Consider the following 24,740-nt stretch of genomic DNA (forward strand, 5'->3'; position numbering starts at 1 on the left):
GCGCCATGGCACGTGAAATCTACGAAACTAAACGAAAAGCACTACAAATCAATCTAAATGGGGAAATCTATGGAACGTTTGCCGAGATCGGTGCCGGACAGGAGGTGGCCCGTAATTTTTTCAATGCGGGAGCAGCTTCTGGCACCATTGCCAAAACCATGTCGGCCTACGATATGGCTTTCAGCGATGCCATTTATGGCGCCGAGGACGCTGGGAGATACGTGAGCCGATCGAGACTACGCAAAATGCTTGAACACGAATACGAGCTACTTACCGAAAGACTAACCGGTGAAAAATATCAAAATAAGCGGTTGTTTGCCTTTGCCAACACGGTCGCCGCGCTCAACTTTAACAAGACAAACGAACCGCATGGCTGGATCGGCATCCGCTTTCAGCACGAAGTGGGTGACGCCCCCAACGAGATCATCATTCACGTCCGGCTGCTGGACAGCGACAACCTATTGCAACAAAAAGTACTAGGTGTATTGGGTGTCAATCTTGTTTTTGCTGCCTACTATTATACCCACGATGTGCAGACGATGATCGAATCGCTTGCCGATAACCTGTCGCCCGGTGCAGTTCAAATCGATCTGGTCAAAGTTAACGGACCGGCTTTCAAGGACGTAAACGAACGGCTCATCAACCTCTACCTCATTGCAAAGGGCTTTTCCAAGGCTGCCATATTTAATCCGCAGGGCTTAGCCTACCAAAGCAAAGATTTCCTTTATAAAAAGGATATTATGATCTTGCGTACCAAGTACCGGCAAAAATCTAATCCACATTTTGACCTGTTTAACCTAGCGGTTGAGCAGTTTAAGCGCAATCTCCAACTATCCGACGACAACGTGGTGGTGATGATCGAAGTACTGATGAGCAATGTACTCGATCAGACGCCTCAATTTACACCGGATGACCTCCATTATTTCGCCGAACGTGCCGAATATCTCTGTAGTACGGGCAATCATATTTTGGTATCCAATTTCACGCGCAACCACTACTTGGCGGAATATTTATCTCAGTTTAAGCCGCGGAACATGGGGATTTCCACAAACATTTCTAACTTGCGCAATATTTTCAACTCCAAACAATACAATAAGGGTAATTATACCGATGAGTTACTGGCATATGTAAGTGGGCTGTTCAGTAAAAATGTAAAACTCTATGCGTACCCCTATCTTAATAAAGAGGATAATCAGATTATTACTACTGCCAATATGCCCGTATCAGAGGAAGCGCGCCCACTTTTTGAATTCCTCGTTAAGAATAGGTACATCATCGATATTGAAGGATACGATGAGCGGCATGTGAAGACGGTTTAATTAATGGTTAATGAAGAGAGAACAAGTCATATTGGTTAATGAGCAGGATGAGGTCCTTGGTACCATGGAAAAGCTGGAAGCTCATCAGAAAGGCTTACTCCACCGGGCCATCAGTGTGTTTATATTTGATAGCCAGGGCCGCTTGCTGCTCCAACAGCGGGCGGCTGATAAATATCACAGTGCTGGGCAATGGACTAATACCTGCTGTAGCCACCCGGCCCCCGGTGAGCCTGCGCTTGATGCCGCCTATCGCCGACTGGAAGAAGAAATGGGCATGCAGGTTCCGTTGACATTTGCCTTTACATTTCGCTACCGCGCCCCATTTGACAACGGTTTGATGGAACATGAGTTGGATCATGTCTTCATCGGATATGCCGACCACTCTCCTGTACCCAACCCTGCAGAAGTGGCGGCTTATCGATGGGTAGATCGTGCGACGATTGACCGTGAAAACAGAAAAAAACCGGAAGACTATACTGCGTGGTTTAAATTGATTTACGGCAAAGTCTTCGATCAAGCCTGATCAAACCTCTCAATGTAGCCGTTTAGTGAGTTGCTCTTCGACTGCCTTATATACCTGAAGGGGCTTTTGATTCCGCCAGCTAAGGTCATCCAATTTGCCGCCGAAGTTGATAAAATAATCGATGTTTCCCGACTTAAATTCATCGATTACATGATCACGGAAATTGATGCCCGCTATCCAGCCATCCTCAATATCCTGAAACCACTCTTCGTAATAACAGTCATCCGAAGCATGAAAATTGAGTACATTTTCACCGATCAGGATAAACTTATTGATCCCCGCACTTACCATCAAATCGATCACTTCTCGTTTGAGCAGCATGATGTCATTGTATATCGCGTCATTCCACTCGCCGATCAGCTCAATAATGGCATAACCCCGCTGATAATCTGCAAACAGAACTTTTAAATATAACGTGTTGGAACCAAAGTTGTCCCATTGCGGGTGAAGCAGGAAATTGTATATCTGCTTGTCAAATTCAAACTCATTGTATTCTATGCCGTAAAACGGTGACAACTCGTCTTCGGCAGCGATGTAATCGTCTCTCCAGCGGTAATAGGGTTCTATCTCGTGCATCGCCTTATGTATTTATTTTGCAAAAATGGGAATATTTCGTCAGAAAATAAATTGTCCTTATCCCTAAGGGCCCGATGGAACCTACGGGGCTATCACTTTTTGCGATAAGCGCTGGTTTTACCCGTCGAGGTAAATCCTTTTTTTGTAAATTTTGCATCCTACAGGTAAAAAATGAGGGAAACTATTTAATTTAGCGCGTGTTATCAAGCATATGCGCAAGGAAACCAAAAGAAATTTATTTATGGCTGCTACGTATGGTGCAGCATTATCGCTGGGTCTCCTGCTTGGGCAAAATTACGCCGATGAAAACACCCATTCGGGTACGAACAGTTTGCTGCCCTTGGGGATGACCGATAAAACCGGTAAAGTACAGCGCATGATCGACCTCATTGCCGAAAACTATGTCGACAGCGTAAATATCGATCAATTACAGAATCTCGCGGCCGACGAGCTAGTGAAGCAATTGGATCCGCATTCTGAATACCTCAGACCAAATCAAGCGCTGAAACAGCATGAAGCCCTCGAAGGAAGTTTCGAAGGTATCGGCATTGAATATTATAATCTGAACGACACGCTGATGACGGTAGGCCTGGTGACGGGTGGCCCTGCTCAACAAGCAGGTATGCGTGTAGGAGACAAATTGATTGCGATTAACGGAGACACCGTGGCAGGCGTCAACATCTCAGAAAAAGCCATTGAAGCGAAGGTTCGTGGCCGCCGGGGAACTACCCTCGAAATCACGATAAACCGTAATGGTAAAAGCTTACCCCTACCACTAAAAGTAGTACGTGACCGGGTAGACGTGAGCAGTATCGACGCTGCATACATCCTAGACACCGCAACAGCTTACATTAAAATTAGGCGCTTTGGTGCGAAAACCTCCGACGATTTCAAAAGCACGCTTCAGCGGCTCAAAAAACAGGGAGCACAGCAGCTTATTCTAGACCTCCGCGAAAATGGGGGCGGATATTTTAATGCAGCCACCGCATTGGCCAGCCAGTTTTTTGCCGATAAGCGGCTGATTGTGTATACCGAAGGTGCCCACGAACCTCGAACCGATTATTATTCCAGTGCAGATGGCATATTTGGCAACGGCGATTTGGCTGTCCTCATCGATGAGCAGTCGGCATCGGCAAGCGAAATCGTCGCGGGAGCCATTCAAGATCTGGAACGGGGTATTATCATCGGTAGGCCATCGTACGGAAAAGCTTTGGTGCAAGAGCAATTTGGGTTTGGCGACGGTTCGGCGCTTAATCTGACCGTGGCACGCTATTATACACCATCGGGAAGGTGCATTCAAAAATCATACACAAACCCCAGAATTAAAGCCCTTCAAAAACAAAAAGGAGATGTGTCCGATTCGGGATCGCGAGCCAGCGATACGGTCAGCTTTACGACCCTATCGGGCAAACATGTATACGCGGGCGGTGGAATCTCACCCGATATATGGGTGTCCATAGACAGCAGCAAAATCAGCGCACTCTACCGGAATATCCGTGCGGCGAACCTTATCGAAGACTATGTGTACGGCAAATTGACAAAGTCCTTGCCAGCTTATTCTGTAGAAAATTACCTGAAAGGATATTTTCTGCCTGATCGGGAATATCTTGATTTTTTGCAATATGTACAAGACAATGGCGTCGACTACACTTTCAAAGAGGCTAACCGGATAAAACCGATGGTACGCAGTGACATTGAGGCCTTATTGGGCCGCTACTACTTTGGCAACGAAGCCTTTTTTAAAGTCCGAAACCGTTCAGATAAGGTGTTGGCAGAAGCACTAATTGCGCTGCAAGCTAATTGAAAGCATCTGTCTTTATTTTACAACCTGACCATCTAACAGTTCAATAATCCGGTTGCCATATTCGGCATTTTTCTCCGAATGCGTCACTTGTATAATGGTCACACCATCTTCCTCATTCAGGCGTTTGAACAGGTCCATGATTTCTTCGCCCTGTTTCGAATTCAGGTTGCCCGTTGGTTCGTCGGCCAATAATAGTTTGGGGGTCGTGGCTAAAGCCCGTGCAATACCCACCAATTGCTGCTGACCTCCGGATAACTGGGTCGGGAAAAGGTCCTTTTTACCTACGATGCCAAACCGGTCGATTAGATCTGCGACAATCGCTTTCCGTTCACTGCTTTTTAAATTTTTGTAAATAAGTGGCGTCTCAATATTCTCGTATACCGTTAGTTCGTCGATCAGGTGATACGCTTGGAATACAAAGCCTATGTATTGTTTGTAAAGGGCTGAACGCTGTTTCTCCTTCAATCCGAGTACATTTTCGCCCATAAAGGAATAGGCTCCTTCATCCGGCTCATCCAAGAGTCCCAAAATGTGGAGCAAGGTGGATTTACCCGATCCCGAAGGCCCCATGATAGACACAAACTCGCCCTCGGCGATATGAAGATTGACATCTTTGAGTACAAATGAGCGGTTGCCCCCTACATTGTACCATTTGAATATGCTGCTTAATTGAATCATTCTTTGCCTTTGTTTTCAGCAATCGGCTGTCAGCTATCGGATATCGGCTGATTGCCGAATGCTTATTCTGATTACCGATTGCCGATAGTTAATTGCCGACACCCATCAAATATATTAAATATCATGTTCCCCTGCCAAAATCTCTCCATTACTGTAAATAGCTGTTAAACAGTTGCATACTTTGCAGCATTATCAGATGGTGTCCGATTCCGAACAACTTGTTGTACGATTTCGAACACTTCGATCACAACACCGAGGTACCGTTGTATCAGGTTAATATCATATTTTTCGCGTACACTACAGGATGCATACATCGCAAAAGAAAAATACGCTACCTTTGTGTACTTTTTACACTAAGAGTTTACGGCATCACCATGCAAGCAACAACAAAGAAAAGTTTAACGGCCCTTCTCCTCGGAGGATTAGGTATTGGCATTACCGAATTCGTGATGATGGGATTACTAGAGGACATCGCACGCGATCTGGGTGTTGATATCCCCACGGCCGGACATTTAATCGCGGCCTACGCAGCAGGTGTGGTAATCGGGGCGCCACTGCTTGTAGTAATTGCCGGCAAATACCCACCCAAACGCATCCTCATTGGGTTGATGATACTCTTCACCGTTTTCAATGCCTTTACAGCATTTGCCCCCGGCTACGCTTCGCTACTCGTCTCACGGGTACTTGCAGGCCTCCCCCACGGCGCTTTTTTTGGTGTTGGTTCAGTGGTTGCCAGCCGGTTGGCCAGACCAGGTAAGGAGGCACAAGCTATCTCTATCATGTTTGCGGGCCTGACCATTGCCAACCTGATCGGAGTACCGTTAGGTACCTATATCGGCCATCACTTCACCTGGCGATATTCGTTCACCATTGTGGTATTAGTCGGCCTCATCACCTTACTATCGCTGAAGCTATGGATGCCTGATATGCCCGCCAAGCAGGCGGCCAGTGTAAAAACACAACTGCGTTTCTTTCGGCGCCGTGAGGCCTGGCTAATCGTAGGAATGATCGCCATCGGCACAGGTGGGCTTTTTTCGTGGTATAGCTATATTTCGCCATTGATGACTAAGGTAGCGGGCTTCTCCGAATCATCGATGACGTACATCCTGATGCTGGCAGGCGTTGGCATGCTGGTCGGCAACCTACTGGGTGGCCGGTTGGCCGACCTCGTTTCGCCCGCAAAGGCGTCGCTTATACTCCTTGCCGGCATGGTCGTTGCCTTGGTGGCCCAGCACTACCTAGCGGTGTATCCGATTGCCTCACTGGTCATGACATTCATTTTAGGCGGCATAGCCTTTGCACTGTCCGCCCCCATACAGATACTGATGATCAATACGGCGAAAGGTTCAGAAATGCTGGCCGCTTCAGTTAGCCAAGCGAGTTTTAATATCGGGAATGCATTGGGTGCCTTTCTCGGCGGCCTTCCCATCGCCATGGGCTATGGTTATGCATCACCGGAGTGGGTTGGCGCTGCCATGGCAGCGTGCGGAGCATTATTCGCATTGACGTTCATCTTACAACAAGCACGGAAAAGCTTCCTGCCATCCACACCTGTCGAAATCCTGCACGCACCTCAAGTTGCCTCCCCAAAGATAATGGAAGAAGAAGAGCCTGTCTTTTAACAACCGTATCCAATACAACGTGCCGAGCGATGGTTTTACCTGCGGATTAGTCCAGAATGCCAACGACTGATCTGCTCGGATAGTTAAGTCACCCCAAGCCGCCTGTGGTTATATCGAGCCGTGATAGGGCGTATTTACTCATCTCGTAAACTATCCACTGGATTAGCCCGCGCGGCACGTACGGATTGGTATGTGACGGTAAACAATACGATCAGCAGTGCCAAGATACCGGCCAATGCGAACATCCACCAGTGCACCTCGATGCGATAGGCAAACGTATCAAGCCAACGTTCTATCAGTAGATACGCCAACGGCAATGCAATCAAACTTCCCCATATAAAAACCCTAAAAAACGGCTTGTTGAGCTGCATAAACAACTCACTCACGGATGCACCAAGCACTTTGCGGATACTTATCTCCTTCTGCCGGATGCTGATGCTGTAGGCCGACATGCTGAAGAGTCCCATTACGGCAATGGCAATGGATAAAACTGTAAAAGCGCTGAAGGCCGCCTCCAACTGCTCTTGTTGCGCATACAACGCTGCATATTTCTGCTCGATGAACTCATAACGGAAATGTTCACCGTCCAACCTATTAATGGATTTCCAATTTTTTTCCAGGGCGGCCAATGTCTGTTGTGTCGTACCGGGCTTGGCTTTGACCAGAATCTCCGTTTTAAACTGTCCACACGCATTGGTGATGGAATAGACCGTTGGACGCACCAATTTTTCGAAGCCCTGCATCCTGCTGTCTTTCACCACACCCACAATTTGGAAATCAGTATCACACCCACGGATGGTCTGCCCGATGGGGTTTTGCATCCCAAACGCCTTGACCAGCGTTTCATTGACAACGGCTCCATTCGCGGAATCGGCCGCAAAAGTCTCCGTAAACGACCTACCCTGTAATACTTCCATACCCATTGTTTCCACATAGTCGAAATCTACTGCTAGGTGGTCTGCTTTGCGCACCTGGTCCACATGTTGGAATTCCTTTTCTGCGGGGCCTATTCCCCCGGGCGTGCTTGTCGCCACTGTCGCATATACGATACCGGGATAGGCTTGCATCCGGTCACGGAAAGGTTTAAAATCTGCCGGGTTGTTGAGCAGCGCCGTATTCTTGATGTATATCACCTGCGCCGGCTCAAACCCTTTGTCCCCATCCCGCACATAATTCAGTTGCTTGTTGAGGATAAGCATTCCAAAGATAAATACCATCGCTATGACAAACTGGAAGGTCAATAGCGCGTGGCGGAACCAAGCTGTGCGATGACTGGTCTGGAAGTTACCTTTCAGGATCGTTACCGGATGGTAGCCGGAAAGAATGACAGCGGGATAGACCCCGGATATCAGTGCGGTAAGCGCGGCTGCCGTTAGCAATTGCCAAGCGATCCTGCCATTCACGACAGAAGCGGCGAGGTCATAAGCCAGCCATTTTTGCAGCCCATTCCTGCAAAGTACCACCAGGCCCCATGCAAGGACGGCAGCAAGCAGGCATTGAAGCAAAACCTCACCCATGAATTGCAGAGTCAACCGACTCCGGCTCACTCCAAATACTTTCTTCAGACCGATTTCCTTTGCCCGTTTATGGGCTTGCGCGATCATGAGGTTGGCAAAATTGATACCGGCCAACAATAAAATGACTCCCGACAAGATCCCCAATGCCCATATGGTAATATAGCCGGTGTTCGAGCCGTGCTGCGGCCGCAAGTGTAAATTTTTTAACGGATCAAGATACGCGTCTCCCTTAGCAAATGCGGAGGTAACGGTATGGTGCTGTTGCGAAATTTCCTGCTTGTAGAGTTCGTTGATCTTATGGCCCAATAACGCGATATCCGTGCCCGGTTTTACTTGAATGTAGGTTTGGTATTGAAGCGGATCACCCAGATTGTCGCCGGCAAGGTCCGGTTTGAAAAAAATGGCTTCATAGGTTAAGTTAGACAATCCGCGTTCTTTGGTGATGCCGTGGATGTTATAAACCAAACCACTCTCTTTACTTTGAAGTGCAATCTGCCGAGGCTCAAATACCCGTTCGGAATCTTGCGGAAACAACGCATTTGCAATCCCGGATGTTACCAGATTCACTTCGGGTTGCTCTTCGTCCGCGAGGCTTACGCCATGCGCTGCGATGCCAAACATCGTTGCAATGGAAAGATCCGCTGCCTTCCAGTCTTTTACAATGACTTCGCCATCATTGTGTATAAAGGGCATCTCCCAAGGAAAATAGGATACCCTTCCTACTTCCACTACCTCAGGCAGCTTCGCTTTGATGGCCGTTGCCAACGCCGGCGGCGTAAGATCAGTACGGCTCCCCTGATAGGAAAGTCCCACAAGGTAAATGTTCGCATAGTTTGGATTCCATTTATCATAGCTTGTTTCCCGGTTAATGTACAGGTAAGCAAGAATGAAACCAGCAAATCCCAAAGCCAAACCGAGGATATTGAATGCCGTAAACAGTCTTGATCGCAGTACACTGCGCCACGCAATCTTCAGGTTATTCATACGTATGGTTCTTGTTATACTACATGGATCCGTTCACAACCGGTTTTCCACAAATACCTTCATAATTCGCCACTATTTTTTTACACGAAATTCATTCCCAAATAGTTAACAAGCTGTCTTCCAAAGCCTCGCGACAGGCCATATACCAAAAAATGTTCGATATCGAACAGTAGAGTGTCCGGATTCGGACGGTTTGTCGATTAAAACCCATTGCCTCAGCGGCAAATCGCCGAGCACTGTTAGCAGAACTAGGGGTTTATAATCTGGCTGCCATGCCGGAAAACAGGGTTTCGGCGGCTACATCTGTCGCTGAACGAAAGACCTTGCTATTTCAGCAGTCCCAGATGCATCAATGCATAGAAAAGTGCGGCTGTATGTAAGGCCTGCCCAAATTGGTTCCCGATCAGTAATTGTTTCAATTCCTCAGGCGTTACCAAAAGGACTTCAATCTCTTCCTGCTCATCAAGATCCTGCTCCTGCACCTTCACACCACCGGTTAGCAAGTATGTATACGTACGGTTATTTGCCGTCGCGGGATTGGGAAAAAGCGTGGCTAATTCCTCTATGGTATCAAACCGATAACCGGTTTCCTCCAGCATCTCCCGGGCAGACGCAGTGGGAGCATCCTCACCGGGGTCAATGACTCCGCCGGGGATCTCGAGCACATCCTGTGCGACACCATGCCGGTATTGCTTGACGAGAATAAACTGATTGTCGGCGGTAAGTGCCACCATGTTCACCCAGTCGGGATACTCCAACACATAATACTCAGGTACCACATGGCCGTTGGGCATGCGGCATACATCTTTACGCAGCACGGCCCAAGGCGCCTGTACCAAATATTCGGATGAAAGCGTTTCCCAGTGCAGCATAATCAGGCAATGTCTTTCATGATACGGTCTACCCGATCTTCAAGCTCCTGGCCTATGCGATCAAAATCTGCAGCATTGCCAAGCGGCTGCCGTACACTGCAATAAAATTTGATCTTGGGCTCGGTGCCAGAGGGACGGGCTGAGATTACGTCGCCATCTACGGTGATAAATTGCAACACGTCCGATTTGGGCAGGTTGATTACCTCCCGCTTGCCCGTTTTGAGGTTGTACGATTCACTGCTTTCGTAATCTTTTATTTCGGCTACATCAATACCCCCAAGGGTCTGCGGCGGATTGCTCCGCAGGCGTTCCATCATGGCCTTGATTTCTTCCGCACCGGCTTTTCCTTTTTTGGTCAACGAAATTAATTTCTCTTTATAATAACCATGTTGTACATAGAGGTCTATCAACGCATCAAACAAGGTTTTGCCTTGGTCTTTGTAATAAGCTGCCATTTCGGCGATGAACACGGCCGATACTACCGCGTCCTTATCACGTACCAACTCGCCTACCAGGTAGCCATAGCTTTCCTCGCCGCCCACGAGAAAACGGCCTTGTCCGTTTTTCGATGTAATCAGCTCGCCAATGTACTTAAAGCCTGTGAGGGTATCGTAATATGTCACACCGTATTGTTTCGCGATATCCGCAATCAGGCTCGTGGTTACAATCGTTTTCACTACATAATCATCAGGCCGCAAATCGCCCTGCTCCTTTTTGGCCGACAGTACGTAGTTGACCAACAGGCTACCGATCTGGTTGCCATTGAGTAGCTGGTATTCACCCCGGCTATTTTTCACCGCTGCCCCTACGCGATCGGCATCCGGATCAGTAGCAAAGATTACATCTGCGCCGATGCGTTCTCCTGCGTTTACCGCCAAGGACATTGCTTCCTCTTCCTCCGGGTTTGGATAGATGACCGTCGGAAAATTTCCATCTGGTTCGGCTTGCGCTTCTACGACATGTACATTGACAAACCCCCAACGTTGTAAGGCGGGTGGAACCAACGTAACACCCGTACCATGGATGGGTGAGTAAACAATTTTCAAGTCCTTTTGGCGCGCTACGGTCTCCGGCCGGATAGTCAAGGCTTCAATGGCATTCAGGTACGCATCATCCATTTCCTTTCCCAACAGATGAATATTGGCTTCATTTGGAGTAAATTTGATTTCGTCCGGACCTTCGATGGCATATACCTCTTTAATCACATTTTTATCGTGAGGCGGCACCAGCTGTCCGCCGTCGTTCCAATACGCTTTATAGCCGTTGTATTCTTTAGGGTTGTGCGAAGCCGTCAGCATAACGCCTGCTTGGCAACTCAGGTGCCGAACGGCAAACGACAGATGGGGAGTGGGGCGCAATTCGGAAAAGAGGTATACCTGAATACCATTTGCAGAAAACACATCCGCCACCAGCCGTGCGAACGATTGGGAGTTGTTTCGGCTATCAAAAGAAATAGCCACTTTTATCGTTTGTCCAGCATAAGTCTTAAGCAAGTAATTGCTCAACCCCTGTGTAGCCCGGCCGATGGTATATTTATTCATCCGGTTGGTGCCCACGCCCATGATGCCGCGCAGGCCTCCCGTGCCAAATTCAAGATCTTTGTAAAAGCTATCCGTCAGCTCAGTATATTGCTGTGTGTCAAATAATTCCTTTACGGCTGCTATCGTAGCTTCATCATATGGCGCACGCAGCCAAACATCGGCACGTGCCTGGATCGCCGGATCTAAATTCGTTGTCGTCATGGTCAAGTTTCTTTCCTTTTCAAACATATATAAAATGCGCGGTATTCACGAAATCCTATCTAACAAAAATAAATCCAAACATGTGTCGGATCGTTGGATTTCCGTTTTCGGCAAAAACTGCCCAATTGGTGGGCAACAAAACTAATGAGAAGCGTGAGATACGTTCTCTTTTGAAAAAAGTACGGCGGGATTATCCGGTTTACCGCCATTATACAGTGGCAATGTGAGGAAAAAAACGGAGCCTTTGCCCAGTTCGCTTTCTACCCAGATCGTTCCATTTAATCGGATCGTAAGCTCTCGGCATAAAAATAGCCCCAACCCGATTCCCTTTTCGCTTTCCGTGCCATATGTGGATTGGATGCGACCTTCAAATATGTTTTTTGCATCTTCATCGGTCATGCCAACGCCGTCGTCACGGACCAAAATCGTGCACTCATTCACTGCCCGATCTTCAACCACCGATACGTTTATCGTACCTTTTTGAGGGGTAAACTTAAGCGCATTATTTATCAGATTCCGGACAATCACCTCCAACATTTCAGCATCTGCAAGCACTTTAATTCCTTTCCTGGTATTCAATTGGATTGTGATGTCCTTTTTCTCCGCTATAAATCCCTGCACATCCAATACACGTTCGATAATCATAGTGGGGTCTACCCAAGTAAGCAGGGGGTTAATGCCCTTAATTTGTCCCGACACCCAAGCGAGTACGTTGTTCAACAGGGCGGATGTATTGTGGGCAGCAATTAACAGTTCTCCGTTCAGTTTTTTCTTCATATTAGAAGAGAGATCTTCTTTCGTAAGAATTTCGAGCGTACCGGTCATCGCGTTCAACGGATTTCTTAGGTCATGCCCCAGGATGGATATCAACTCGATTTTTTCACGGTTTGCCTTTTGCAATAATCTATTCTGTGATTTAATCCGTTTGTTCTGACTTTCAATCTGCCTCGCCCGAAGTTCCGCAGCCGCCCGTTCCCGTTCATATGCTTTTCGAAGATAGCTGGTTGCAGCAAAAACACAAATAATAATGATTGGGAAGGACGTTGTCAAATCGATAAAACGTGAACTTTTCGAATCGTAAGTTGTGATCACAACAGATGGATAGGCATATTCGATGACCAACAGACCAACCGGTAAAATGAGGTGCAATCCCGTCCAAACCCAATGAAGCTGCTGTGCAGTGAACGCGATCTGAAGCAGATAGGTTAACAGAAAAAAATAAAGCGCTGGCCCCGCGTTCCCGCCATTGTAAAAATAGGTAAAGATAACAAGCAAATAACTATAGATGGCATATACAATTAATCCCGCACGGTGTAAACCCCGGTAACGCGACAAAAAGAACATCGTGATAATCATGCCTTCGGTCACAATTAACCCAATAGCAATCTCCCACAGTCCGAGATAAAAGTCCAAGGGAATCAAAATCGCCAATAACAGCATCACGTACAGCGACACCACATTGAAACCGCGGTTTTCACGTGGTAACTCACCTGGCTTTCCGGTCAACTCCAGCCAGTAAGCCCTAAGCGAGTCAAAAGACGATTTAGTACGTTTGCCTTTCAATAGCAATTTTTCAACTTAAAAGCACGGATTTACAAACATAGCTGAAAATAGTTTAATTTTCACTCCTCTCTCGCCACTTTTCTGTAACTTTAGTTTATTCTTTGCACAGCATATGTTACATTCAACCGCAAATGAAGTTTTTGTTTTTAGTGATCGTATTGTTATTTGTCGGAGGCTATCTCTGCACCTACGTTTTATCAAAAAATAACACACACGCTTTTTTGTCAGCCCACGCACGCAACCGTGTCCGGAGTTTTGGGCTCACCTGCTTTTTTCTTGGAGTAGCGCTGTGTATGTTGATACTGTATGTCCGGATTCGGCGATAATCCGTAGTACAGAACTATATTTCAGTCGCCATAGCCGGGTCACTGACGCCGTCCATTCCGGTTTCTATTCTTCCGGCAAAACGGTGCAAAAAACCCGTTGAGGCTTTCACGGTAAAGTCGTACCAATTGCTGCTTTTTTCCAGCTTTATTTGTTTCTTCATTTTTTTTCGGGGAGCCAGGGAAATCGGAGTTGACTTTTCATAATCATATGCATTCGCCGAAATTTCCAGACTTAAAGAAGCCGGTGAATTGTTCTGCAAAAGAATAGAAAGCCCCCCGTTTCGATGATTGTATTCCAGTTCGATCTCCGGTTCGGCATCGCCTATATTTCCCGCAAATTTATGGAAATACCCGTTTGGGCCATATACTTCGAGGTGATAGGCACCGTTTGTCTCACTCACCTTCCATTCGTCTGCCAGCAACTTACCCGCTTCCACCGTGTACCGCCGTGGAATCCGATCTAGCCGATGCATGTCATATACATGATATACAGCCCCTTTGTTCCCCCTGTTTTCAAAAACAAGCTGTACCTGCTTTTGATCTTTCAGGTATTTCAATGTGCAATGCAACCGATAGGGAAGCGCTCGCGAAAAACGGGTTCCTCGCTCTTGGTATAATTGGGCTGGCTGTTCGGGAGCAACAGCCTTGGGAAGTGCTTTAGACGCCGCATCCATGCTTTCAAATCCGGATGTATCCGGCATAACCGGCAGCTTTGGATCGTTGGGTGTGACAAAGTCGAATGCAGAAGTTAGGTCACTGCTAACGGCGCGATGCCACGGCGAAATAGCCGGAAGGATTACGCCAAACCTTTTTTCGATAAACTGTCCTATCGATGTATGATCGGCCACTGCTGAATCCACCCACCCGCCTTTGCTCCAAGGGGACAGAATATACATCGGCACACGGGGACCCATCCCCCAAGGACGTACATTTCCGGAGATCGTGTCTCTTTTGTCAATGTAAACGCGTGACGTATTGGTATCTTCCAGGTTGTCCTTGTCATCGTGGAAATACATACCGGCAACGTCTATCGTTGATTTACCGGCCAGCGTGCCATCCAAGTTGTAAGAAGGGACCGCGGGCGCGGGCAGGTGATCAAAAAGGCCATCATTCTCATCGAAAGTCAGGAAGAAAACGGTCTTGCTCCATACCGCCGGATTGGACGTAATGGCAGACAACACTTCGTGTGTAAAGTTGGACGCACGGTAGGGGCTGGAAGGAGCACCCGGATGTTCGGAATTGCTCTGTGAGGGCAATATCCAGCTTACTTGCGGAAGGGTATTGTTTTTCACGTCGTTAGCCAGGTCTTCCAGCGACCAGTGCCGCATTCCATTTTCATAGATCGGATCCCCGGGTTTCGCATTCCGGAAGCTTTCAAAGGCCAGGCAGCCGTGCATAGCCCCGGTCCAATTATCGTTCGGATCCTGATAAATGCGCCAACTGATCCCCGCCTGTTGCAACACGTCCGGAATGGTGGGCCATTTGAATGCACTTCCTTGATAGGTATATCCCGGGTCCGGCATTTCGCCTTTGATCCAGCAACGGAGGTTGACCGGTTCCGAATCCGCATCGGTGCAGTTGATGCCGGCTGCCTGCTTTTCAGGATCCCAACCGGATCCTGACCAAAACACGATCCGGTTGGGATCTGTACCCGTGGCAATGGAACAGTGATAGGCATCGCAGATGGTAAAATATTCGGCCATGGCGTATTGAAAGGGAATTTCTTCCCTGGTATAATACGCCATGGAATAGGGGGTCTTAAACAACGGCCAGAATCCGTATTTTCCCTGATTCCACGCGGCTTGCGTATCTGGAAAATTATGCGGAGTGCCATTGACGAAAGCAGCGTTTGATATTTTCCGGTCGGCACGATAAGGAGGGACAATCTTTTTGCCGTCTGACTGATGAAATGCCCGCTGACCGCTTTCAAGCGGGATGGGAAAACGGTCTCCAAAACCGCGCACCCCTTTCATTGCGCCAAAATAGTGATCAAAGGAACGGTTTTCCTGCATGAGGATCACAATGTGTTGTACATCTTTTATGGACCTTGTGGCGTTGTAGGCCTGTACCGCCAACGCTTTTTGCAAAAGCGGTTCCCACAAGGAAGCTGCCAGTCCCGCCGTTGCGGACAATTTGATAAAATCCCTTCGGTGTAGCTTGGACATGTTGTTTTCTTTTACTTAATGTACATTAACTATTCATTTCGGATCGGTTCGCCGCTTATACCAGCAGCGCTGCGGGATTTTCGGGTTCCAGCCCCTGAGATAAACGCGACAGGTTAGTCAATGTTGTAGACGCAATCTCTTCCAATGCTTCGGCGGTAAAAAAAGCCTGATGACCGGTCACCAGCACATTGGGAAAACTCATAAGCAGCTGAATGGCATCATCGTCTAATATCGTTTGTGAAAGATCCCGGAAAAAGAGTTTCTCCTCTTGCTCGTATACATCGATTCCCAGATAGCCGATGTGCTTGGAGCGCAGCCCTTCTAACACTGCCGCCGTATCAATAAGCCCGCCCCGACTCGTATTGATAATCATCACCCTCGGTTTCATCAACTTCAGTGTTTCCCGATTGATCAGGTGGTTGGTGTCAGGGGTCAACGGACAATGTAGCGAAATAACATCTGCCCGGTTAAAAAGCTGGGATAAAGGCACATACTTTACTCCAGCAGTCTTGAGGGCATCGTCTTCATACAGGTCATAAGCAAGTAACTCGCAACCAAAACCGCGCATGATTCGGGCAAATGCCTTCCCGATGTTGCCCGTGCCGACAATGCCGATCACCTTGCCATGCAGATTAAAGCCCATGAGGCCATTAAGTGAAAAGTTCTGTTCCCGCACCCGGTTATACGCTTTATGAGTTTTACGGTTGAGGGTAAGCATCATGGCCAGAGCATGTTCTGCCACCGCCTCCGGCGAATAGGCCGGTACACGGCAAACACGCAAGCCGTATTGCCTGGCAGCATCCAGGTCGATGTTGTTGAAGCCTGCACATCGCATGGCGATGTATTTCACACCCCGGTCGGCCAAAATGCGCAATACTTCCGCCGTAAGCTTGTCGTTGACAAAGGCACAGACGGCATCCGATTCCTCTACCGCATTGACGATATGTGGCCCTAAATGAGTTTCATAAAAGATGAAATCGAAGCCGAAGGTTTCGTTGAGCCGCCCAAAAAAATCCTTATCATAAGGCTTTGCCGAGAAAAAGGTGACTTTCATGGGTTTAAAGATAATAAGTTACCTCCAGAAATAGGGCACAAAGTTGTCCCTCAATGGCAGAGGAGAGACCGACGCAATTATATTGCATATAAAAGCGAGTTTAGCTAAGTTTGTAAAAATGAAGCCAAGCCCCATTTTGTTGTTGCTTCTGATCGTCCTAGCTGCTTACTCCGCCAAGGCCAACGACGCTGTACTCGCAAAACTCCAGCAGGTCATGCAAAACAGGGACCTGTACGATACGGTAAAAGAAAACAAAATAACTACCCTCAAGCAGCAGTTGCAACAGGACCCGCCGAACCTATTCCGCCAATACCAACTTAATCGGCAGCTTATTGAAGCTTACAAAAAATACAAAGCCGATTCGGCCATTTTCTATGCACAGCGAAACCAACAGATTGCAAAGGCACTGGCCAACACCAACTTCAAAGACGAAACAGCCATCCAGCTGGCTTGGCTGTATTCCTCCGGCGGACTCTATATTGAATCGGAGGAGCTGCTGAATGGAATAGACCGCACCGCACTTGCCAGCGAGCTTTTGCCCCATTATTACGAAACATACCTCTCATTTTGCAGCCGGTACGGACAAAGCAATGCCAACGATGCCTACTACCAGAAAAGCGAATTATACCGCGACTCGTTGCTGGCTGTACTGGATACAAACTCTTTAAAATACAAGATTACCGCAGCTACCCGCATCTTGTACCGCGGGCAACCCAAACAGGCGGAGGTAAGGTTACTGGCTTTGCTCGACCAAACCGACAACCAAAATCCGGAACAAGCGCTCATTACGTACCTCCTCGGGGTCATCAGCAAAAATGAAGGCGACATCGCCCAACAGTTGCATTATTTCGCGTTATCGGCCATTACTGACGTCATTAATTCCATTAAAGACAATGCATCGCTTCAGGGCCTGGCCCTGACTTTTTATGATATGGGCGACATCACGCAGGCCTATCAGTTTATGGAAGCGGCCATCAACGATGCCATATTTTGTAACGTACGATACCGCACCGTGGAAAGCACGAGCTACTATCCGATCATCAATGCGTCCTTCCGGGCGCTGGAACAAGAACAGAAAGCCGGGCTCCGGCTCTTCTTAATTTTAATCAGCCTATTATCCCTCGGTTTGATCATTGGCATTGTCTACAGCTATATCCAGATGAAGCGGCTGGCGAAAACCCGAAAAGCCCTCTCTCAAACAAACCAGCAACTCAGCCAGTTAAACCATGCGCTCCGGAAGGCGAATGAAAACCTGTTTGAAGCCAACCACATCAAGGAAGAATACATCGCCCATTTCTTTGATATCTGCTCAGCCAACATCGAAAAGCTCGAAAATTACCGCAAATCCCTGCATAAGAAAGCGGTTAACAGCCAATATAATCTATTGCTCAAAGAATTAAAGTCAACCGACCTAGCTGAAAACGAATTGGCCGAATTATACCGTAATTTTGATACCATTTTCCTGAACCTTTATCCGACATTTGTGTCTGAATTCAACAGCTTGCTGCTGCCCGATGAAGAGATTCTTCCCAAGCCCGGCGAGCTGCTTAACACCGAACTGCGGATTTTTGCACTGTTGCGTCTTGGCATCACGGACAGCGTAAAAATCGCGAGTTTCCTGCGCTACTCCCTACGAACCGTCTATAACTACCGCACAAAAATAAGGCACAAAGCAGCTATGTCGCGTGAAGAATTTGAAGCTCAGATCAAACAAATAGGTACGCTCCGACAGATTACCTAGGCCAAATGACTTGCTCAAAGGTTACTTTTTCGGCTGGCAGCAAAAACACAAAACACTGAATACAAGATAAATACATTTTACAGGTTTTACTTTTTCCCTTCATCGCTGCCGGAAGTAGGAAATTTCCCCGGAGACGGTACTTAATTTTGTCGTGCAAGAACGACGGTCGCTTTTGCAACGGTTGGGATAGCCAATAAACCCAAATAATAACCTGTATTAAACATCTTGGATATGCAGCTTTTCTTTACACAATTAAAAAGGGGTATTTTCCCTATTTTTTTACTACTGACGTGGCTCAACACCTCACCAGGTTTTGCCCAGACCAGCCTGCGTGTTACGGGTGCGGTGATTGATGCCAGCAACGGGCAGCCCATGTTCGGCGTGTCCGTCTCCCAAAAGGGAACAACGAATGGCACGACAACGGATGATAAGGGCCATTTTGTTTTGAATAATGTGCCTGAAGGGGCGGTTATAGCCATTTCCTTTGTCGGTTATGATCCGATTGAGCTACCTGCCGGTAACACTCCCATGGCGGTGCAGCTTAACCCCTCGTTGAACATGCTGGAAGACGTAGTCGTCATCGGTTACGGCTCGGTGAAACGTAAAGACGTAACCACCGCTATTTCCAGCGTCTCAATGGACGACCTCAATGAACGGCCGATTGTATCAGCGGCACAAGCCATACAGGGCAGGGCAGCCGGCGTGTCGGTTATCCAGCCGAACGGGGCGCCGGGGGGCGAAACGTCTATCCGTATCCGCGGAACGACTTCGTTCAACGGCAGCAACGACCCGCTTTATGTGGTTGATGGGGTGCCGGTGGATAACATCAACTTCCTTTCGCCACAGGATATCGCCGATATGCAAATCCTGAAAGATGCTTCATCGGCAGCCATCTACGGCTCGCGTGCGGCCAACGGGGTGGTGCTCATAACGACCAAAACCGGCAGGCCGGGCGAGGCACGCATTGCCGTCAACGCCCAAGTTACCCAAAACCAGGTTGCCAACTCCATTACGCCGCTCAACACAGCGCAATACACCGAACTGATGGACGAAATTGGCATCGTAAATTTGCCCGATGGACTGACCGATCAGACGGATTGGTTTGAAGAAACCTATCAGCCTGGCCGGATTCAAAACTATCAAGTATCCATCTCCGACGGTACCGAAAAGCTGAAATATTTCCTTTCCGGAGGTTACCTGGACGAAAAGGGAGTACTCGATGCGGCTTTTTACAAAAGGTATAACTTCCGGGCCAACATTGACAATCAGGTACGGAAATGGCTCAATGTCAATGCCAACGTAACCTATTCCGACTATTCCAGCAATGGCATCAACACCGGCAATGGGGCCAACCGAGGCGGTGTGGTATTGGCCGTGATTAACACGCCGACCTTTGCACCCATATGGGATCCGGAAAATCCCGGGCAATACAATACCAATTTCTATGGGGTCAATATCACGAGCCCCCTGGAAAATTTGGCTCGCAGCAAGGACAACCAGAACCGGGAAAATAGATTAATTGCTTCGGGCCATGCGTTAATCTCCTTTCTTCCGGAACTCACGCTCAAGTCTTCGTTTACATTGGACCGCCGCAATGCGGTGAATACTTCCTTCTTAGATCCCTATACCACCTCTTGGGGCCGCAATCAGTATGGCGAGGGTTCGGACAACCGCAATATCAACACGGTCACCACGTGGGACAATGTGGCGAACTATAACAAGTCGTTCGGTATGCACAACCTGGAGGTCATGGCCGGCTCTTCATGGACGCAATCGTATTATTCCAACAGTTGGATAAATGGATCGCACTACCGGAATGGGTCGATACCCACGCTGAATGCGGCCAACCGCATTGCCTGGGACAATACGGGCAGCGGGGGCTCCGACTGGGCGATCATGTCGTTCTTCGGGCGCGTGTCTTACAACTTCAACAGCAAGTACCTCCTCACGGCCAATCTCCGTTCCGACGGCTCCTCCAAGCTGCACCCCGACCACCGATGGGGCCTCTTCCCTTCGGCTTCTGCAGCCTGGCGTCTTTCGGCAGAGCCGTTTCTGGAGGACGTGACTTGGCTGGACGACCTGAAAATCCGTGCCGGCTGGGGACAGACGGGTAATCAATCGGGCGTGGGCGACTATGCGTACTTGCAACGCTACAACATTACCCGCCTTCCGTGGTTTGAAGAAGAATATGTCAATGCCGTGCCCACCATCTCGCCCGCCAATCTCCGGACGCGCGACCTGACCTGGGAAACCACGACGCAAACCGGCGTGGGCATCGATTTCACCGCGCTCCGCAACCGACTGACGGTAAACCTCGACTATTATTACAAGAAAACGACCGACATGCTCATGTGGGTGACCTTGCCCCCAGGGCAAGCATCCGGTTCGATTATCCGCAACGAAGGCGAGATGAGCAACCGTGGCTTTGAAATTGCTGTAAACAGCCGCAATTTCATCGGCGATTTCAGCTGGGATACGGATTTTAACATTTCCTTTAACCGCAACCGGTTTGATTACGTTGCCCTGACCCCGTTCTACTGGGCGGCGCCGACCAGCGATGTCATCAGCGACCAAGTGGTACGCAACGGGCCCGGACGTCCGTTGAGCGGCTTCTACGGCTACGTGGCCGACGGAGTGGATCCGGAAACCGGCCAGCTCATCTATCGGGACCTCAATGAGGACGGAAAAATTACGCCCACGGACCGTTCGTACATCGGCGACCCGAATCCGGACTTTACGTTCGGATTGACCAATACGCTTTCTTGGAAAAACGTTAACCTGAGCGTATTTTTACAAGGGTCGTACGGCAATGATATTTTCAATGCTTCGCGCATCGAAACCGAAGGGATGTATGATGGGAAGAACCAATCGACACGTGTGCTGGACCGCTGGCGCATCCCGGGCCAGGTTACGGACGTGCCCAAAGCTGGGTTCGACCTGCGCAACTCCTCTTATTTTGTGGAGGATGGAAGCTACCTCCGTGTAAAAAACATTTCCTTGGGATACAATGTTCGGTCAGATGCACTCACACGCTTAGGCATCAACCGGTTACAACCCTATATTTCGGCTACTAATCTGCTTACCTGGACCAACTACTCGGGCATGGACCCCGAAGTAAACCAATGGGGAAACAGCGGTGCCGTACAAGGCATAGACTGGGGTACATATCCGCAAAATCGGTCGTTTGTGGTGGGTATCAATGTTGAATTTTAATTCGAATAAGATGAAAATATACGCTCATATTCTGATGATTTCCGGCATGGCGGCGCTACTGTCGTCGTGCTCACTGATCACCGAACCAATAGATACCTATTCGGATGTTACCGAGGGTGTCAACGATGCAGGGCAAGAGGTGGTTTTTAAAGACAAAGCAGCTGTTGAAAGCCATATGCAGACTATTTACCGTCAGCTGAACGATCGCCAGGAGCACTGGTATCTCGATCTGTTGCTCATCGCCGATGCACATTCCGACAATGCATATGGCGGTACCACGGGTGCCGAAGTAATTCCGTTTGAAAACAATGCGTTGGACGCTTCGAACTCCGTGTTAGCACGCGACTGGACACGGTACCTGGAAGACGTAGCACGGGCTAACCGGCTGTTGCTCAATATTGACAGCGTACAAGATGCGTCCCTAACAACAACCGAACGTGCACAGTACAAGGCCGAGGCAAAAATTTTCCGTGCACTGGTTTATTTTGACATGGTGCGCATATGGGGTGATGTGCCGTTGATTATCACCGAAGCGCCGGATATTACGGCCGAAAACATCGAGGAAGTCTACGATCTGTATTTCCCGGCCCAATCGCCCGAGGAAGAGGTTTACCGCCAAATCGAGACAGACTTGCTAGAGGCGCTTCCAGATGCGCCTGCTGTAAACCCTTCAGATAAAACCTTGTTTACCAAATCGGTCGCCCGGGCCATGCTCGCAAAAGTGTATGCCGAGAAACCGATACGGGATTATACCAAAGTCATCCAGTATGCAGACGAGCTTGCTGCAGACGGCTTTGGCTTGGTAGCCGACCTGAACGAACTCTTTGGTACCAATGCAGTCGGATCCGATGCTCAGGCCCGCAACACCGTGGAGTCCATCCTGGAAGCCCATTTTTTTCCCGGAAGCGGAAACTGGGTTACGTGGATGTTCGGCCGCGACCTGTCCAACTACGATAACAGCTTTACCTGGGCTAAATGGGTAACCCCCTCGCGCAACCTCATCCGTGCCTACCAACAGGAGGGCGACGAAAAGCGTTACGAGCAGGCCATTGTGTACTACGAAACCAGCTGGAGCAATTATTACCCCGCAGCTAACTACCCGTTTATGTACAAGATCCGTTCGGCCCATAACAGCATCATTAAGCTCCGTTATGCAGATATCCTGTTACTGAAAGCCGAGGCCCTGATTATGACGAGTAACCTGGAAGACGCAGCGGCGATTATTGACCAAATCCGGCAGCGTGCCGGGCTAGCCCGCTTATCCAGCGCTGTGCGCACCGACCCAACAGCGATGCTGGATGCACTCCTGAAAGAACGGCGGCTCGAACTCGCTTTCGAAGGACAGCGCTGGTTCGATTTGGTGCGGTTGGATAAAGTGGAAGAGGTGATGAACGCTGTCTACGCCAGCGACGAAGGACGCTTAACACAGGCCTATCCGTTCAACAGCACCTCTTACCGGCTGCCCATTCCACAAAACGCTATCGATCAGAATCCCAAATTAGTACAGAACCCCGGATATTGACATTGCAAACACTTCGTATGAACAGCCAACTTTTTTATCACCATATCGCCAAGCTCATGCTGGTCTGCTTTCTTTTCGCTACCTGCAGCTCGAACAACAATTCCACACCCGAGCCGGAGCCAGCGCCTCCAGTCACAGACGGAGACGTGAAAGTTTTGGTCACCACGGCCGACCTTTCGCAAGACCTGAAATGGCAAACTGTTGACTACGGTGAGTCATCCAATATGTCTCCCACTACCATCACACTCGATCCAACCCAGCGCTACCAGGAAATGGACGGTTTCGGTGCCGCCATCACGGGGTCTACCAGTTACAACCTCATGCAGATGAATACCGAAGATCGTGCGAAGTTTCTGAAGGAAACTTTCTCCGAATCCGAGGGGTATGGACATAGCTACATCCGCATCGCCATCGGCTGCTCCGATTTCTCACTCAGCGAGTACTCACTATGCGATAATCCCGGCATTGAGAACTTTGCCCTGCAGAGCGAGGAGCGGGATTACGTCATTCCCATACTCAAGGAAATCCTGGCTATCAATCCGTCGATCAAAATCATCGGCTCGCCGTGGACCCCCCCCCGTTGGATGAAGGTAAACAACCTCACGGACCGTCAGCCGCACAACGCGTGGACGAGCGGCCACCTTAATCCGGCTTACTACTCCGATTATGGTCTTTATTTCGTCAAGTGGATACAGGCCCTGGAATCCGAAGGGATTCCCATCTATGCGGTAACTCCGCAAAATGAACCGCTTAACCGCGGTAATTCCGCCTCTTTATTCATGGGGTGGCAGGAGCAGCAGGCATTTATCAAAGAAGGGCTTGGCCCCCGGTTGCGGGACGCGGGCTTGGAAACGAAAATCTATGTTTTCGACCACAACTATAACTACGATAACATGGCCGACCAATACGACTACCCCGTCAAAATATACCAGGATGAGGCCGCTGCTTCTTTTGTGGCAGGCGCAGCCTACCATAACTATGGGGGTAATCGCCAGGAACTGCTTGACATCCGCCAACAGCGGCCGGATAAGGAGTTGATTTTTACAGAAACCTCTATCGGTACCTGGAACGATGGCCGAAATTTAACTACCCGTTTAATGGACGATATGGAGGAAGTGGCCCTCGGCACCGTAAACAATTGGTGCAGAGCGGTCATTGTGTGGAATCTCATGCTCGATAGCGACCGGGGTCCCAACCGTGACGGTGGGTGCCAAACCTGTTACGGCGCCGTAGATATCAATAAAAATGACTATAAAACCATCCGCAGGAACTCCCACTACTACATTATCAGCCATTTATCGGCAGTGGTGAAGCCCGGAGCAACCCGTATCGGTACCAGCGGCTATACCGCCGCAGGAGTTATGTATGCGGCTTTTGAAAACCCCGATAGCAGCTACGCCGCGGTATTGCTTAATAATACGGACGAAAAAAAGCGCATCGTGCTTGCCGATGGCACGCACCACTTCAGCTATGAAGTACCCGCCAAGTCAGTAGTTTCTTATCGTTGGAATTAGATTCG

16 protein-coding genes are annotated in these 24,740 nt (G+C 48.8%); 8 read left to right on the top strand and 8 right to left on the bottom strand.

What is annotated here, in order from left to right:
• Nucleotides 1-5: 5 nt before the first annotated feature.
• Nucleotides 6-1,319 (top strand): nicotinamide mononucleotide adenylyltransferase, encoded by a 1,314-nt coding sequence (locus BMZ56_RS11205; RefSeq protein WP_090626690.1) that lies wholly within the window; start codon nt 6-8, stop codon nt 1,317-1,319.
• A 10-nt stretch (nt 1,320-1,329) separates the two neighbouring features.
• Nucleotides 1,330-1,842: an isopentenyl-diphosphate Delta-isomerase gene (gene idi / locus BMZ56_RS11210; RefSeq protein WP_090626691.1), complete on the top strand. Its 513-nt coding sequence runs from the start codon at nt 1,330-1,332 to the stop codon at nt 1,840-1,842.
• Nucleotides 1,843-1,851: 9 nt separating this feature from the next.
• Here the strand turns inward: idi and BMZ56_RS11215 are convergent, their stop codons facing one another.
• Nucleotides 1,852-2,418, bottom strand: coding sequence for a hypothetical protein (locus BMZ56_RS11215; protein ID WP_090626692.1), 567 nt, complete (start codon nt 2,416-2,418; stop codon nt 1,852-1,854).
• A gap of 241 nt (nt 2,419-2,659) precedes the next feature.
• Between BMZ56_RS11215 and BMZ56_RS11220 the strand changes: the two genes are divergently transcribed.
• Nucleotides 2,660-4,222, top strand: a complete 1,563-nt coding sequence (locus tag BMZ56_RS11220) for a S41 family peptidase (RefSeq protein ID WP_245893183.1) — start codon at nt 2,660-2,662, stop codon at nt 4,220-4,222.
• A 12-nt stretch (nt 4,223-4,234) separates the two neighbouring features.
• Here BMZ56_RS11220 and BMZ56_RS11225 read toward each other — a convergent pair whose 3' ends face one another.
• On the bottom strand, nt 4,235-4,900 hold the full coding sequence (locus BMZ56_RS11225) for an ABC transporter ATP-binding protein (protein WP_090626694.1): 666 nt from the start codon (nt 4,898-4,900) through the stop codon (nt 4,235-4,237).
• A gap of 374 nt (nt 4,901-5,274) precedes the next feature.
• Here BMZ56_RS11225 and BMZ56_RS11230 point away from each other — a divergent pair, with 374 nt between their 5' ends.
• A complete protein-coding gene (locus tag BMZ56_RS11230) occupies nt 5,275-6,522 on the top strand; it encodes an MFS transporter (protein WP_090626695.1) in 1,248 nt (415 codons plus the stop codon).
• A gap of 134 nt (nt 6,523-6,656) precedes the next feature.
• Here BMZ56_RS11230 and BMZ56_RS11235 read toward each other — a convergent pair whose 3' ends face one another.
• From BMZ56_RS11235 to BMZ56_RS11260, 6 genes are all read right to left on the bottom strand, one after another.
• A complete protein-coding gene (locus BMZ56_RS11235) occupies nt 6,657-9,023 on the bottom strand; it encodes an ABC transporter permease (protein ID WP_090626696.1) in 2,367 nt (788 codons plus the stop codon).
• Between the two features lie 326 nt (nt 9,024-9,349).
• The gene (locus BMZ56_RS11240) at nt 9,350-9,895 is read right to left on the bottom strand and encodes an NUDIX hydrolase (protein WP_090626697.1); all 546 of its coding nucleotides are present in this window, start codon (nt 9,893-9,895) and stop codon (nt 9,350-9,352) included.
• A gap of 2 nt (nt 9,896-9,897) precedes the next feature.
• Nucleotides 9,898-11,637: a phospho-sugar mutase gene (locus BMZ56_RS11245; protein WP_090627221.1), complete on the bottom strand. Its 1,740-nt coding sequence runs from the start codon at nt 11,635-11,637 to the stop codon at nt 9,898-9,900.
• A 141-nt stretch (nt 11,638-11,778) separates the two neighbouring features.
• Complete coding sequence (locus BMZ56_RS11250; RefSeq protein WP_104443712.1) at nt 11,779-13,200, bottom strand: sensor histidine kinase; 1,422 nt, start codon at nt 13,198-13,200, stop codon at nt 11,779-11,781.
• A 340-nt stretch (nt 13,201-13,540) separates the two neighbouring features.
• Nucleotides 13,541-15,691 carry a phosphocholine-specific phospholipase C gene (locus BMZ56_RS11255; protein ID WP_090626699.1) on the bottom strand — a complete coding sequence of 717 codons (2,151 nt, stop codon included), beginning with the start codon at nt 15,689-15,691 and terminating at the stop codon, nt 13,541-13,543.
• Between the two features lie 55 nt (nt 15,692-15,746).
• On the bottom strand, nt 15,747-16,745 hold the full coding sequence (locus BMZ56_RS11260) for a 2-hydroxyacid dehydrogenase (RefSeq protein ID WP_090626700.1): 999 nt from the start codon (nt 16,743-16,745) through the stop codon (nt 15,747-15,749).
• A 118-nt stretch (nt 16,746-16,863) separates the two neighbouring features.
• Between BMZ56_RS11260 and susR the strand changes: the two genes are divergently transcribed.
• The 4 genes from susR to BMZ56_RS11280 all read left to right on the top strand — a co-directional run bounded on the left by susR (nt 16,864) and on the right by BMZ56_RS11280 (nt 24,735).
• Entirely contained in the window at nt 16,864-18,486 is a 1,623-nt protein-coding gene (gene susR, locus BMZ56_RS11265) for a SusR family glycan utilization regulator (protein WP_090626701.1), read from the top strand.
• A 231-nt stretch (nt 18,487-18,717) separates the two neighbouring features.
• A complete protein-coding gene (locus BMZ56_RS11270) occupies nt 18,718-21,699 on the top strand; it encodes a SusC/RagA family TonB-linked outer membrane protein (RefSeq protein WP_090626702.1) in 2,982 nt (993 codons plus the stop codon).
• A 10-nt stretch (nt 21,700-21,709) separates the two neighbouring features.
• Nucleotides 21,710-23,221, top strand: a complete 1,512-nt coding sequence (locus BMZ56_RS11275; RefSeq protein WP_090627223.1) for a RagB/SusD family nutrient uptake outer membrane protein — start codon at nt 21,710-21,712, stop codon at nt 23,219-23,221.
• A 17-nt stretch (nt 23,222-23,238) separates the two neighbouring features.
• On the top strand, nt 23,239-24,735 hold the full coding sequence (locus tag BMZ56_RS11280; protein WP_090626703.1) for an endo-1,6-beta-glucanase: 1,497 nt from the start codon (nt 23,239-23,241) through the stop codon (nt 24,733-24,735).
• The last annotated feature ends 5 nt before the right edge of the window (nt 24,736-24,740 follow it).

This window comes from Parapedobacter indicus, assembly GCF_900113765.1.
GTDB lineage: Bacteria > Bacteroidota > Bacteroidia > Sphingobacteriales > Sphingobacteriaceae > Parapedobacter > Parapedobacter indicus.